This is a genomic window from Bacillus cereus group sp. MG9 (assembly GCF_040459995.1).
GTDB lineage: Bacteria > Bacillota > Bacilli > Bacillales > Bacillaceae_G > Bacillus_A > Bacillus_A mycoides.
Map to the genome: position 1 here is coordinate 3,939,490 of NZ_JARVHC010000001.1, position 15,331 is coordinate 3,954,820.

Below are 15,331 nucleotides of genomic sequence, written 5' to 3' on the forward strand. Positions count from 1 at the left end.
TTATCCCTTTTCTCGCAATACGAATTGCACTTTCTTATTATTCGTACTATTATAAAAATAATGAACTAACATTAAAATAAGGAGGTATTCTATGCAATTTACAAATACAAACTTTACTGATGCAGTCGTTGATCTAACTCTTTTAACTGAGATTATGGAAAACAATCATTTTGTACTTGCTGGACAATGGGATTACGAACGCGTTACATATGATTATAAATTTGAAATATTAAAGGATATTTATTATTTACGTGTACAAGGATTTGCTGTTGAAGGTGACATCGGCGGCAGACACGCTCAAGTAAAACTATTGCCACCCTTATTAGGAAAACATTATTATCCTCATGGCGTTGAATATGGAGATGATGAGATTTTTCCAACGAATGTACTTCAAAAAAGCGAACAACTCCTACAAAATATTGAAAAAGGGTTAAAAGAATTTCAAATTATTGAATAACAAAAAAACTAGCGCATTAACACGATGCGCTAGTTTTTATTTCGTCTGTAAATAAGGAGGTAACTCTTGCAGCTGCTCTTTATCCTTTTCACGCTCTCTACGTGCCCATTTAAAGAACACATAACCGATAATCGTACCGTACACTATTTCCTGGACAATTTTCATAATAATACCACCTGTTTGCTGGTCTTGTACTACCGGCATCCAATGTAAAAATTCTGGTCCAGTTATATTTAAATCTGATAAAGTACCCGCCGGTACACAGAGTTCCATTGCCTTCATCCAAGCGGCCGGATCTGTATATGTTGCAAATAATGGTGCAGTCGCAAAAATTATTAACGCACAAGCTGGCGTTAATAAAATACCATTAGCAAACATGTAACCAAGCTTCTTAATATCACTTAAAGTTTGATATTCTGGCAGTGGATTTAACATCGGCCACCACATCATCATTGCTGCAAAAAACAGTATAGCAAGGCAAATAGGATGCGCTATTTGACTTTGTTTTACTGCATCAAAAACAATTGGCAAATGATAAAAGGAAAACAGGCCATTAAATACAAACAATGCAATAAGCGGCTTAGCAAAAAACTTTATCACAATTTGAACGAACTTAAAAGAAGTAATATAACGATATAACCAAACAGGTATACCAAGCAGTAATAACGGAGGAACCGCAATATACATTACTGCCATCTCAAACATATGTGCACTAAATATGATATGACCAATTAAATCAATAGGTCCTCCCTTTACAACATACAAAAGAACAATCCCGGTCGTAAAATAAAAAATTTGCTTCTTACTTACCTTCGTCGCATTTTCAAATCGCGTTCTATACGGTCCAATAATTAAAAAATAACTAATAAGAATCGAGATCATAAATAATAAAAAAATTGGACTCCATAAAGCTTGAAAACCAAATACCCATAAGTTTTCCATTTCCACACCTACCTTTTCAAAATTCTTATATTTCATATAAAAAGAGGGCTTTGATATATCAGAGCCCCCTACTATCACTGTTTAAATCCACACAATTGTCATAAAGGCTAATATTGTTAATAAACCAATTAACAATCCAGAGTACAAGAAGAAACTCGCCGCTTCATGCCCTTTATGACTCATATGCATGAAATAATATAACTGAAATATAACTTGAATGACTGCTAACAATAATATAAATGGAACCGAAAAAATCGGGCTAAATGTTTTCGGATATGCCACCGCTGCAAATGCAACTAATGTTAAAAAAATCATTAGTGAAAATGTAACAACTTGGTGCTTCATTTCCTCTGCACTTTTTCTCTTCCGATAAACAAGATCCACCTTAGGATTATTCGTTTGCTTAACCGCCATTGTTTATCCCACCATTCCCATCAAATATACTACAGTGAAAATAAACACCCAAACTACGTCAATAAAGTGCCAATAAATTGATGCAACATAAAACTTTGGTGCGTTGTATAAATTTAAGCCTCTCTTCGCGTTTCTAAAGATTAATGTTAAAATCCAACATAATCCAAACAACACGTGGAGCCCGTGTGTACCAACAAGAGCATAAAATGCAGAACCAAATGCACTACTTCTCATAGTATGCTTAAATTCATGCGTATAATGATAAAACTCATATATTTCAAACCCCAAAAATCCTAAGCCAAGCAACACTGTTACAAGTAACCAAAGTTGCATTTTCTTAAAGTTAAAATTTTTCATATGATACATTGCGTATACACTCGTTAAACTACTTGTTAACAAAAGCATCGTCATAATGAAAACGAGTGGCATTTGAAACATCTCTTGAGATGTTGGTCCACCATTTGTAGAGTTCTTTAACGCTAAATATGTGCCAAATAAGGAAGCGAACAACACTGTTTCGCCTCCAAGAAATAACCAAAAACCAACAAACTTATTTTTCCCCTCAAGGGTTGCTTTTTCAGGCTCTGCTGGAAATGTTTCATTCGTTAATTTCTCATCTACATGCATTACGCCTTGCCCCCCTTATCATCTAAATCTTCCTTATGAATATGATATCCATGATCATCAATTACTGAACGAAGGAACATTGTACCAAACGTAATGATTAAACCGATAATCGCTACTAATAACCAAAATTTATCTTTGCCACCCTGCATATACATCGCACCGAATGCTGCTATGAATAAGCCTAGAGAAATGATAAATGGTGAAAATGAAGCATTTGGCATATGAATATCACCAACTGGTTCCGCTGCTGTCATCTCTTTATTACCTTCACGTTTTTCAATCCAAAACGGATCTAACCCGCGAACAAATGGCAATTGTTTAAAATTGTATTCCGGTGTAGGTGCTGGCATTGTCCATTCTAATGTACGTCCATCCCATGGATCACGGCCAGCCTTCTCTTTTGATACCGTTGTTTTTATTACATTGAATAAAAGAACAATCGTTCCAAGAGCCATAAACACAGCTCCGATAGAACTAATCATATTCCCCATTTCCAACCCTTGGCCCTCAAGATATGTGTAGTAACGACGTGGCATACCGATTAGACCTAGGAAATGCTGAATAAAGAATGTTAAATGGAAACCGATAAAGAATAACCAAAATGTTATCTTACCTAATGTTTCATTTAATACTTTATTAAACATAAGTGGCCAATAATAATGCGCACCTGCAAGTAAACCAAATACAACACCACCAACAATTACATAATGAAAGTGTGCTACTACGAAATAATTATCATGAAACTGATAATCAGCTGGTGCAGAAGCAAGCATAACACCTGTAACTCCACCCATAACGAAGGATGGAATAAAAGCTACCGCCCACATCATTGGTGTTGTAAACCTAATACTTCCACCCCACATTGTAAAGAGCCAGTTAAATATTTTAATACCCGTTGGAACTGCAATTGCCATTGTTGCAACCGAGAAGATAGCATTTGCAACAGGCCCAAGACCAACAGTAAACATATGATGCGCCCATACCATAAATCCTAAAAACCCTATTAATACTGTCGCGAACACCATAGAGGAATAACCGAATAATCGTTTTTTCGAAAATGTGGCGAAGATTTCTGAGAATATTCCGAAAGCTGGGAGTATAAGAATGTATACTTCCGGATGACCGAAGATCCAGAATAAATGCTCCCATATAATCGTGTTCCCACCTAGTGCCGGATTAAAGAAACTTGTGCCAAATAAACGATCTAACATTAAAAGTCCTAATCCTACAGTTAATGGTGGAAATGCAAATAAAATAAGTGAAGATGTTACAAATGTTGTCCATGTAAACATCGGCATGCGCATGTACGTCATCCCTGGCGCGCGCATATTAATAATTGTAACAAGGAAGTTAATACCTCCAATTAATGTACCAATACCTGATATTTGCAAGCCGAGTACATAAAAATCAACACCATGTCCTTTAGAGGCTAAAGCTAAAGATGCATACGATGTCCACCCTGCATCAGGCGCTCCTCCTAAAAACCAACTTAAATTTAAAAATAATCCACCAAAGAAAAATAACCAAAATCCGAGCGAATTCAAAAACGGGAACGCCACATCACGTGCTCCAATTTGAAGTGGTACAGCGGCGTTCATAAATGCAAACACGAGTGGCATAGCTGCGAGGAAAATCATTGTTGTACCGTGCATCGTTAATACTTGATTATAAGCATCCCCAACAAGAAAAGCATTGTTAGGAATCGCTAACTGCAGGCGAATAAATAGTGCTTCTATTCCACCTATTACAAAAAACAATCCACCTGCAATTAAATAGAGAATGGCAATCTTTTTATGGTCTACTGTCGTTAAATAATCCCATATGACAGCACCCATCCCCTGTTTTTTTGCTACAGAACTCACGTTTTCAACCTCCCCTTCGCAAATGATCCCTCTTTATTTTTCAATCTTTAACGTTTGTAAATATGCATTTAATGCATTAATTTGATCATCCGTTAAGTTGCCATATTTACCAGTCATTTTATTACCTGGTTTCATATTTTCAGGATCTTTGAGCCATTTTTTTAAGTTCTCTTCATTATTTTCGGCAATACCAGCAACCATATCGCGATCTGCGAAGTTTGCTAAGTTCGGTGCGATACGAGCAGAAGGTGGTCTACTATCATTTGATCCAACTGCATGACAACCAATACAGCTTTTATTAAATATTTCTTGACCCTCTTGCGCCTTTGTAGAAGCTACTTCTTTTTTTCCATCAATCTTCTTCATGTCAGCAAGCCACTTTTTGTACTCGCTTTCATCCAGAGCTTTCACTTTGAACTGCATTAAAGAATGTGATGGGCCACAAAATTCTGTACAAAAACCATTATAAGTGCCCGATTTATCTGCCTTTAACCACATTTTGTTTACATTATCTGTATTTGTATCCATTTTCCCAGCTAAAGATGGAACCCAAAACGAATGTTTAATATCGGCACCCTTCAAATTCAAATACACTTTCTTACCTGTGGGGATAACTAAATCTTGAGAAGTTACTATTTTTTCTGATTTATAAGAAAATTCCCACCAATAAAGATTCGCTGTTACATCAACAACGATAGTATCTTTATCAATATTCTTTTTCTCCATCGCACTTACATCAGCAAGCTTGAATGTATATGTAACAGTCGGAACAGCCAAGATTAACAAAAGAATAATCGGAATGACTGTCCATATAATTTCTAGTTTGTGATTTCCTTCAACTTGCTCTGGAATATAATCTTCCTCACCCTTTTTTTGTCGGAAACGCACAATTACATATAAGAAAATAATAGTAACTACAAGTACTACTCCTACCATGATTGCACTCGCTAGCAAGAGCAAATCATATTGCATTTTTGCTACTTCCCCTTGCGGAATTAAAGTAGACTGAAAAGCTTTACCGCATCCCCCTAACAGTAAAGCCAGCAGTGAAACGAACGAAAGCAGTCGCCACTGTTTCTTCATACAAACAACCCCCACTTTCTTTGTGAATTAGATTGTACTTTATAGTTAAGTAAAGTAAATCTCAACGTAAAGAAATCCAATCATGTCGTTGTCTTAGAAGAATGTAACTACAATCATTGACACAAATAAGATTGTTAAGTAATTCAGGGAATAAACAAACATTTTTACGGACCACTTGATGTCATCTTGCTGACGGAAGCCATAAAGCCCTAATGCGATCCATCCGATGTTAAGCAATGTTGCAATTACCATGAATGTTATTCCAAGTCCACTCATATAAAATGGTAGTGGTAATAAACATACTGTCCAAATCATAATCTGACGTTTCGTAATATCAAATCCCTGTACAACAGGAAGCATTGGGATTCCTGCATTTCGATATTCATCAACACGCTTCATCGCTAATGCGAGGAAATGTGGGATTTGCCAAATAAACATAATTAAAAATAACATCCAAGCAATTGGATGATTTAAAGACGGATCAATTGCCGCCCATCCAATTAAAGGTGGAACTGCTCCTGATATACTACCTACAACAGTATTTAACGTATATTTTCTCTTCGTCCATAACGTATATAAAACAACATATGTGAAGGCACCAATAAATGAGATTAACACTGCCATCGGTGTAGTAAGTAATAAAAATGCAAAGCCAAGAAGTAAAATTACAAGTCCAAATGCAAGTGCAAAGCCAGGTTTATATTTACCTGTTACCGTTGGACGGTTTTTTGTTCTTTCCATTAATGGATCGATATCTCGGTCAATGTAGTTATTTAAACAACATACCCCTGCCATAATTAATGCCGAACCAACGATTGTGAAAAATAACTTATCTAGATTGTCCATAACACTCAATCCATTAAAATGTAAAGCCAACCAAAATCCTGTAAATACAGTAAGTGTATTTGAGTTTACAATCCCCATTTTAACGAGCGCTGATAAATCTTGTAACCGAGTTGTTTCCGGTACAATTGAAACAGCTGACTCATCATGCAGCTCACTTGTTGCATGGTTCATCACTTTAACCCCCTCTTAAACCTATCATCTTTCTAAGCATATATTTCATGTGAAATATTTCGCTTCTATATAGCAATATTATTACAGTAGAAATATTGTTAACCCATTCTACTACTAATCTACGCCCATACTCCAATATATTAAATCACATTTCCCGAACATTTTGTGAAGAAAACATGAACTTTTTGTGTCAAACATTAAAAAACTTTATTCTAATTTATCCTTATCATAACATGATGTTATCTTCTATAATAAACTATTTTGTCATATTTAGCATGTATTCTCCCCATTTCTTTTCAAAATAGCCTGAATTCCTCCTAAAATATGTATTTTAAATCCCATTTTTTTCTTTATAATACGTACGTTGTCCTCGCCCTCCATTTCTTTGCTATTTTATTATTTTTTATATATCATAGGACTGTAGCACGTTTTATTCTATACATAATGGAATGAAAATATTTCGCAATAACTTCATAGCAGAAAGATGGTGAAAGAGATTGCAACGCTTTATTAAATGGTTAGCAGTCATTACAAGTCTCGATTTATTAGTAGTTTTACTAGGAGGCGCTTTAGTTACAAAAACGGGTTCAGGCCAAGGATGTGGCAAATCATGGCCTCTTTGTAACGGTGAATTTGTTCCATCTAATTTATCAATGGAGACTATTATTGAGCTAAGTCACCGCTTAACATCTGGATCAGCAGGAATCCTTGTTACTCTTCTTTGTATCTTGTCCTGGAAATATTATAAACATGTGCGCGAAACAAAGACGTTAGCAATTTTATCCTTCGTATTTTTAGTTGCACAAGCATTAATGGGGGCGGCGGCGGTTGTTTGGGGTCAAATGCCTGCTGTATTAGCTATTCATTTCGGTATTTCCTTAATTTCATTTGCTTCTGTCATCTTGTTAACGTGTCTTATTTTTGAAATTGATAAGAAATTTGATGCACGTTCACTTATTATGGACAAAAAAATGAAATTTCATATTTATGGTGTAACAATTTACAGTTATATCGTTGTCTACACAGGAGCTTTAGTACGTCACGAACGAGCTACCTTAGCCTGTCCAGACTTCCCTTTATGTAGCAAAAATAGACCTATTCCAACTCAACTACATGAGTGGGTTCAAATGGGACATAGAGTTGCAGCGATGTTAATTTTCGCTTGGATACTATATGCGATGATTATCGCTATTCGCCATTACAAGCAGCAACGTGTAGTATACTGGGGATGGATTATTTCATTTATCCTTGTTACACTTCAAGCTATAGTAGGGATTTTGGTCGTATTTACAAATGCTAGTTTAGCAATGGCATTATTACATTCGCTCTTCATTTCTTGCCTGTTTGCTGTACTATGCTATTTAGTTATGATAGGTACAAGAAGTACAGTCAATGCAAAAGAAACTGAATCAACTTCTAAGCAAACAAAATAAAGTAAAACTTTAATACCTTGCCAATTCGGCAAGGTATTATTTACACACAAAAAAGAGCTGCTTTCGCACAGCTCTTTTTCTTTATTTTAATGATCTAATTCAATGAGTAAATCTCCCGTTTGAATTGCATCCCCATCATTTACATATACTTTTTTCACTTTACCACTAAATGGCGCTTGAACCATCGTTTCCATTTTCATAGCTTCTGTAATTGCCATGGAATCACCTTTTTTCACTTCATCGCCTTCTTTTACAACTACTTTAATAACAGTTCCCGGCATCGTTGCGCTAATATGATTTGGATTTTCACGATTCCCCTTCACACGCTGTGCAACAGTTGATTTCACGTTTTCATCTTTCACTACGATTTCACGCGGTTGTCCATTAAACTCCAGGTAAAGCACACGATTTCCATCTGGCTGTGGCTCCCCAATGGAAACTAGTTTAACCATCAATGTTTTACCTTGCTCGATTTCCACATCAATTTCTTCACCAAGTCTCATACCATAGAAGAATGTCGGTGTATCAAGCACAGATACATTTCCATAAATCCCAGCAACTTTTTCGTAGTCCATAAATACTTTTGGATACAATGCATATGCGACTACATCAAAAATTGTTACTTCGCGTCCAAGTTTGTGGAATAACTCTTCTTTTAAAGCATCGAAATCTACTGGTTCTAATAATTCACCCGGTCTTACTGTTAATGGCTCTTTCCCTTTTAAAATAATTTTTTGTAATTCTTTCGGGAAACCACCATATGGTTGTCCTAAATCTCCAGAGAACATTTCAACAACAGATCCTGGGAAGTCCATAGCATGTCCACGTTCTAAAATATCTTGTTCTGTTAGGTGATTTTGAACCATAAATAATGCCATATCACCGACAACTTTAGATGATGGTGTTACTTTTACAATATCGCCAAACATATCATTAACACGGCGATACATCACTTTAACTTCATCAAAGCGATCTCCTAAACCAACCGCTTTTGCTTGTTGTTGAAGATTACTATACTGTCCACCCGGCATTTCATGCATATATACCTCTGTGTGAGGAGCATTCATACCACTTTCAAATGGAGCATAGTATTTTCGTACATCTTCCCAATAATGAGATAGTTTTTCTAATGAGTCTATATTAACATCTGGTTGTCTTTCGTTTCCACCTAACGCATAGTATAGTGTATTCGCACTTGGTTGTGACGTTTGACCAGCCATTGAACTCACCGCTACATCGACAATATCAACACCTGCTTCAATTGCCTTCGTATACGTTAAAACACCATTTCCGCTCGTATCGTGTGTGTGCAGGTGAATTGGAATCGACACCGTCTCTTTTAGTGCTGAAACTAAATCATATGCTGCGTTTGGCTTTAATAAGCCCGCCATATCTTTAATTCCTAAAATATGAGCTCCTGATGCTTCCAACTCTTTTGCTAAGTTTTTATAATAATTTAAATCGTATTTACTACGTAACGGGTCATGAATATCTCCTGTGTAACACATTGTCGCTTCTGCAATCTTACCAGTATCTCGTACAGCATCAATTGCAACTCTCATGCCTTCTACCCAGTTTAAGCTATCAAAAATACGGAACACATCAATTCCAGCTTGCGCGGAACATTCCACAAATTTTTGAATTAAATTATCTGGATAGTTTTTGTAACCTACTGCGTTTGAAGAGCGAAGTAACATTTGGAATAAAACGTTTGGCATTTTTTCACGAAGATCTAGTAATCGTTCCCATGGATCTTCTTTCAAGAAACGATACGCAACATCAAACGTTGCACCGCCCCACATTTCTGCTGAGAATAAGTTTGGTAACATTCTCGCTGTCGGCTCTGCAATGTGATGTAAATCTTTTGTACGAACACGAGTTGCAAGTAATGACTGATGTGCATCACGGAATGTTGTATCCGTTAAAAGTACACGCTTTTGATCTTGTACCCACTTTACTAATCCATCCGCTCCACGCTCATCCAAAATTTGTTTCGTTCCATTTTGCATTGGCTCTGAGTGTATCACATTTGGTATACGAGCATCTGGGAAAATTGGTTTCTCTTTTTTCCCTACTCCAGGGAAGCCATTTACTGTTACTGTACCAATATAATTTAACATTTTTGTTCCGCGGTCTTTACGTTTCGGGAACAAGAATAATTCAGGTGACGCGTCAATAAATGAAGTGTCATATTCTCCTGATAAGAAGTTTTTATGTTTTACTACATTCTCTAGGAATGGAATATTTGTTTTAATACCACGAATACGGAATTCTTTTAAGTTACGTTCCATTTTTGCAGCGGCTTGTTCAAAAGTAAGTGCCCAAGTAGTAACTTTTACAAGTAAAGAATCGTAGTACGGTGTAATAACTGCACCTTGGAAACTATTACCTGTATCAAGACGAACACCAAAACCACCGCCTGATCGGTACGCCATAATCTTCCCTGTATCAGGCATAAAGTTATTAAGTGGGTCTTCTGTCGTTACACGAGATTGGATTGCAAATCCATGCACAACCACTTCCTCTTGCTTAGGAACACCTACCATTTTGCTATGTAATGCATGTCCATCAGCTATTAAAATTTGCGATTGAACGATATCCACTCCTGTAATCATCTCTGTAATCGTATGTTCAACTTGAACACGTGGGTTTACTTCAATGAAGTAAAACTCATCACCTTTTACAAGGAATTCTACCGTTCCAGCATTTAAATATTTTACATTTTTCGTTAACTTTACTGCAGCATCACAAATACGCTGACGCAAATCATCTGAAAGCGACACGCTCGGTGCAATTTCAACTACTTTTTGATGGCGTCGTTGTACAGAGCAATCACGCTCATACAAATGAACAACATTACCTTCTTCATCTGCTAAAATTTGTACTTCTATATGTTTAGGTTTTTCAACGAATTTTTCAACGTACACTTCATCATTACCAAAGGCTGCTTTTGCTTCTGATTTCGCGCGATTATACGATTCTCTTAACTCTTCACTAGCACGTACAATACGCATACCGCGACCGCCGCCACCAAGGGATGCTTTAATAATAATCGGGTAATCATACTTTTCAGCAAATTCTTCAACTTCTTCTATTGAATTTACTGGACCATCACTACCAGGAATAATTGGAATTTGTGCTAGCTGCGCTTGTGTTCTTGCTTTAACTTTATCTCCAAACATGTCTAAATGCTTACTTTTTGGACCGATAAAGTTAATCCCTTCTTCTTCACAACGTTTTGCAAATTGAATATTTTCTGACAAGAAACCATATCCAGGGTGGATTGCATCTACATGATTACTTTTCGCAATCTCAATAATGCCTTCAATATCTAGATAAGCATCAATTGGCTTTTTCCCTTCCCCAACTAAATAGGACTCATCGGCTTTATAGCGATGATAAGAACCGCTATCCTCTTTAGAATAGATCGCAACTGTGTTTAATCCAAGTTCTGAACATGCTCGGAACACACGAATTGCTATCTCTCCACGGTTAGCTACCAATACTTTTTGAATACGTTGCAGCTTTGTCATGATTTTCCCCCTCTATTTTCCTACCACTCTAGAGATAAAATACATACACACTCTAAAGAGCGTGAAGTTCTTCACTTTCTACATTATATTATACTTAGAAAGCTTCACTTTATTTTTATCCATCATACCTTATTTTTCAACAAATGATAAGTTTTCTGATCGATTTGTTTCACAAAAATAGTATAGCATACCTCTTCCTTTTCTAACAACAATATTGTATATCACATTTACTTAAATGTAATATACTTTTCGTTTTAAAACAATCAATATTGTATCACATTTAAAATCTAACAAAATAAAAAACACATTGAACTCTAGAGCTCAATGTGTTTTTTATTTTACAACAACAAGATGCGGTCCACCTTGTTCTATTTCGTTAGTCAATTTGTTTTGTTGTTTCTCTTGTCGTTTTACATAACTGGCAATATTTAACAGTATACCCATTGCAAGCAGATTAGCTAACAAAGAACTCCCACCATAACTAACAAATGGTAATGGTACCCCTGTAAGCGGTATTAACCCAGACATACCACCGACATTAACAAAAGTTTGAACTCCAAACAAACTTGCAATTCCAATTGCTATTAAACTTCCAAATGGATCTTTACACTTTTGTGCAATTCTAAATGCCCGAATAATAATAAGTAATAAACAGATTAAAATGACAGCTACACCTATAAAACCAAGCTCTTCAGATATAATTGCCATAATAAAATCTGTTTGCGGTTCTGGTAAGTATCCATATTTTTGCACACTGTTCCCTAACCCTCGACCATTTAGCCCTCCTGAAGCAATTCCAATAAAAGAATTTATTAATTGGAATCCATCATTCTGAGGATCATTAAATGGATCAAGAAAAACGGAAAAACGTGCCTTTTGATACTTGCTTAATGCATAATTCCCGAGAAAATATAGTGCCGGAATCCACACTATGGCAGTTAAAACGATTCGTTTTATCCATAAATTAATCCGTACCCCCGAGCAAAGAAACATAATTCCAACCGTTCCCGCAATTAATAAATCGGTACCTAAGTCATTTTGCTTTAAAATTAAAAACATTGCCAATCCAACAAAACCAAGCGTAAGTCCCGATCCTTTAAAAACAGGAGTATCTGTCTCTTGTCTTCTCGCAAAAAAACGAGCTAATATAATAATAATCGCTATTTTAACAAATTCAGCGGGCTGTATACCTAATATCCACCCTTTTGCACCGTTTACTTCCTTACCGAAAAACAAGGCTGCTGCTAATAAACCAATACTACCTATTCCCATTGCTATTAAAACTATTCGCTTCCTCCAAAGTTTATAAGGAATAGCAATGATAATCGCTAACATTATCGCTCCAACAGCTAGAATTAATACTTGCCTATTAAAAAAGAAATCCGCTGGTTTCCCATGCTTCGAAATCGCAACAATGGAACTAGAACTATATACCATTATTACTCCCAGCACACATAAGATAACAAGAGGAAGTAATAAGGAATAATCCATCGATTTCCATACTTTTTTCATTTCATTTCCTCTTTCTGTTTCAATTTAATTATTGTTGTATTCCATATGTATATAGGTTCTTCCTTCTTTATTATACAAATAAAAAGCCCAAACTATTTCAGTTTGAGCCCCCTTATTTGAACCCGTTATTGTTGTTTGTTTGTAAATGCTTCATGAAGTGCAGACAACTCACGTTCGAGCTCTCCTAACATTGCTTTCCCTTGTTCTTCTGCAATAAGACCAAGGCGAACCGCAAAATCGACCTCGCGGGATAGTCCAAACATTTGTGTGTCTAAAACTTCTTCATATAATGGACATTGCGGCATTGTAAGATTGTCCATTTGTACCTTAATAAGTCTTAAAATCTTCTCTGCATCCGCTTGTAGAAGGGCTAGTGCCTTTTCCTGATGATTTGATACTGTCTCAGACGCCAAATTGATTCCCTCCGTTTCCGTCCTACTCTCTCATATCTATTAATATTAGCGATAGTTTTAATAAATTGCAATAGAAACATTTTTTGTGACAACAGTGTCTAATACTATTATACTGAAAAGTGGGAGTATAACACAAATGGGGGAACAACAATGAGCGAAATTTTATTTATTAATGGAAAAGTTCGTTTTCCAATCACTATCGATCCAACTGTATGGATTTTCGATGATCGAAAAATAGATTTGACAACCTACTTTGATGAAACTAGAGAAGAATCATCCGAATTAGAAACATACTTAAAACATACTTCAGAGCATTGGGATCGCGAAATCCGTGATGGTGCTGCCTTCCCGCCAATACAACAAAGTGTAAAGAAATATAAAAAAGAACAGCTTATTAACGGGACATTTGGCATACCACTTCATCCATTTCTAAAAAATGCTGAAATTTTAGAAGATGCTACTCATGTCGAAATTGAAACCACAGACAATACAATTACACTTCCGTTAGAAACAGCCCATAAAGCTATTCTCGGTTTTTCAAAAGAAGGTAAACCATTACGAGAAGACGGGCCTGTTCATCTATATTTCCATGATGGATCTAATAGACAAAATCCGATTCGTAACATCCGTAAATTTACAATCATTTAAATTGTATAATTAAAAGGCAAAAAAGGAGTGAGCTTAAGCTCACTCCTTTTTATAATAAATCCGCTGCTAGTTGTGCTAAATTAGAACGCTCTCCTTTAACAAACTTTACATGACCACTAATACGTTGTTCTTTAAACTTCTCTACAACATATGTTAAGCCGTTATTATATTCATCTAAATACGGGTGATCAATTTGCTGAGGATCCCCCATTAATACAATCTTACTTTTTTCGCCTACCCTTGTTAGTATCGTCTTTACTTCATGCTTCGTTAAATTTTGTGCCTCGTCAATTATAATGAACTGGTCTGGAATACTTCTCCCGCGTATATAGGTAAGCGCTTCTACTTCAATCGAACCCATTCCAGCTAAAATAGCATCTAGCTCCCCAGGCTTTTTCGTATTGAATAAATACTCTAGATTATCAAAAATCGGCTGCATCCACGGTCTTAATTTTTCCTCTTTCTCTCCTGGTAAATAGCCTATATCTTTCCCTACCGGTACAATTGGTCTCGCGACAAGTAGTTTTTTATATAACCCTAAATCTTCCGTTTGCATTAGTCCCGAAGCTAATGCAAGTAACGTTTTTCCTGTACCGGCTTTCCCTGTTAACGTTACAAGTGGAATATCTTCCCGAAGTAGCAATTCTAATCCCATAATTTGCTGCACGTTTCGTGGGCGTATCCCCCACACTTGTTCATTGTGAAAAATAAGTTTTTTTACCTTCTTACCTAAATGATCCACAATCCCAAGTGCAGAACTAGAACCCCCTAGTGCATCTTTCATTACAACAAACTGATTTGGATAAAAAGGATGATTTGCGATTTCAGATAAAGGTAGTTCACCTTTTTCATAAAAATAATCTAACTGTTCTTTTGATATATACCCTTCTAAAAATCCTGAATATATATTTTCCACTTCGATTACTCGGTCACTTAAATAATCTTCGGCCTGCAATCCGATTGCATCAGCTTTTACCCTTACGAGTACATCTTTACTTACTAAAATAACTGATTTCCCGTCCTCTTTTTCTTGTTCTTCTAAAGAGAGGTTTTTCGCTACCGCTAAAATTCGATTATCATTTGTTTTTTCTACAAAAATATCTTGCAGTTGAACAAATGAGCGATGATTTAATTCAATACGAAATGTACCGCCGTTTTCTAACGGAATACTTTCATGCAGCTTTCCTATTTCACGAAATTTGTCGATTAACTTAGATACATAGCGAGCATTTCGTCCTACTTCATCCATATAACGTTTTTTCGAATCAACCTCTTCTAATACAACTGCTGGAATCACTACTTCATTTGTTGCAAATGAAAAAATAGATAAAGGATCCTGCAAAAGTACATTCGTATCTAACACATAAATTTTATCCAACCTGTTACCCCC

13 protein-coding genes are annotated in these 15,331 nt (G+C 36.1%); 3 read left to right on the forward strand and 10 right to left on the reverse strand.

Annotated elements, in window-relative coordinates:
• Window positions 1-91: 91 nt before the first annotated feature.
• Window positions 92-457 carry a YugN family protein gene (locus QCI77_RS20060; protein ID WP_353825403.1) on the forward strand — a complete coding sequence of 122 codons (366 nt, stop codon included), beginning with the start codon at window positions 92-94 and terminating at the stop codon, window positions 455-457.
• A 36-nt stretch (window positions 458-493) separates the two neighbouring features.
• Here the strand turns inward: QCI77_RS20060 and ctaG are convergent, their stop codons facing one another.
• From ctaG to cyoE, 6 genes are all read right to left on the reverse strand, one after another.
• Complete coding sequence (ctaG, locus tag QCI77_RS20065; protein WP_033708188.1) at window positions 494-1,399, reverse strand: cytochrome c oxidase assembly factor CtaG; 906 nt, start codon at window positions 1,397-1,399, stop codon at window positions 494-496.
• Window positions 1,400-1,480: 81 nt separating this feature from the next.
• Window positions 1,481-1,813 (reverse strand): cytochrome c oxidase subunit IVB, encoded by a 333-nt coding sequence (gene ctaF, locus QCI77_RS20070; protein WP_002014776.1) that lies wholly within the window; start codon window positions 1,811-1,813, stop codon window positions 1,481-1,483.
• A gap of 3 nt (window positions 1,814-1,816) precedes the next feature.
• A complete protein-coding gene (gene ctaE, locus QCI77_RS20075; protein ID WP_000557861.1) occupies window positions 1,817-2,440 on the reverse strand; it encodes a cytochrome c oxidase subunit III in 624 nt (207 codons plus the stop codon).
• Window positions 2,440-4,275, reverse strand: coding sequence for a cytochrome c oxidase subunit I (ctaD, locus tag QCI77_RS20080; protein WP_002014777.1), 1,836 nt, complete (start codon window positions 4,273-4,275; stop codon window positions 2,440-2,442). Before ctaD ends, ctaE begins: the two co-directional genes overlap by 1 nt.
• A gap of 60 nt (window positions 4,276-4,335) precedes the next feature.
• Window positions 4,336-5,385, reverse strand: a complete 1,050-nt coding sequence (coxB, locus tag QCI77_RS20085; RefSeq protein WP_002088304.1) for a cytochrome c oxidase subunit II — start codon at window positions 5,383-5,385, stop codon at window positions 4,336-4,338.
• 93 nt (window positions 5,386-5,478) lie between these two features.
• On the reverse strand, window positions 5,479-6,402 hold the full coding sequence (gene cyoE, locus QCI77_RS20090) for a heme o synthase (RefSeq protein ID WP_002033731.1): 924 nt from the start codon (window positions 6,400-6,402) through the stop codon (window positions 5,479-5,481).
• A gap of 497 nt (window positions 6,403-6,899) precedes the next feature.
• On the opposite strand from cyoE, the gene ctaA reads away from it, so the two are divergent.
• Window positions 6,900-7,835: a heme A synthase gene (gene ctaA / locus QCI77_RS20095; protein WP_113769773.1), complete on the forward strand. Its 936-nt coding sequence runs from the start codon at window positions 6,900-6,902 to the stop codon at window positions 7,833-7,835.
• Between the two features lie 86 nt (window positions 7,836-7,921).
• Here ctaA and pyc read toward each other — a convergent pair whose 3' ends face one another.
• From pyc to QCI77_RS20110, 3 genes are all read right to left on the reverse strand, one after another.
• Complete coding sequence (gene pyc, locus QCI77_RS20100) at window positions 7,922-11,368, reverse strand: pyruvate carboxylase (RefSeq protein ID WP_113769774.1); 3,447 nt, start codon at window positions 11,366-11,368, stop codon at window positions 7,922-7,924.
• A 333-nt stretch (window positions 11,369-11,701) separates the two neighbouring features.
• Window positions 11,702-12,880, reverse strand: a complete 1,179-nt coding sequence (locus QCI77_RS20105) for an FtsW/RodA/SpoVE family cell cycle protein (protein ID WP_113769775.1) — start codon at window positions 12,878-12,880, stop codon at window positions 11,702-11,704.
• A gap of 125 nt (window positions 12,881-13,005) precedes the next feature.
• Window positions 13,006-13,293, reverse strand: a complete 288-nt coding sequence (locus QCI77_RS20110; protein WP_000135698.1) for an Fpa/YlaN family protein — start codon at window positions 13,291-13,293, stop codon at window positions 13,006-13,008.
• Window positions 13,294-13,443: 150 nt separating this feature from the next.
• On the opposite strand from QCI77_RS20110, the gene QCI77_RS20115 reads away from it, so the two are divergent.
• Window positions 13,444-13,941 (forward strand): molybdopterin-binding protein, encoded by a 498-nt coding sequence (locus tag QCI77_RS20115; RefSeq protein ID WP_002014789.1) that lies wholly within the window; start codon window positions 13,444-13,446, stop codon window positions 13,939-13,941.
• 49 nt (window positions 13,942-13,990) lie between these two features.
• On the opposite strand, the gene QCI77_RS20120 is transcribed toward QCI77_RS20115, so the two are convergent.
• On the reverse strand, window positions 13,991-15,319 hold the full coding sequence (locus QCI77_RS20120; protein ID WP_002088317.1) for a PhoH family protein: 1,329 nt from the start codon (window positions 15,317-15,319) through the stop codon (window positions 13,991-13,993).
• Between the last annotated feature and the right edge of the window lie 12 nt (window positions 15,320-15,331).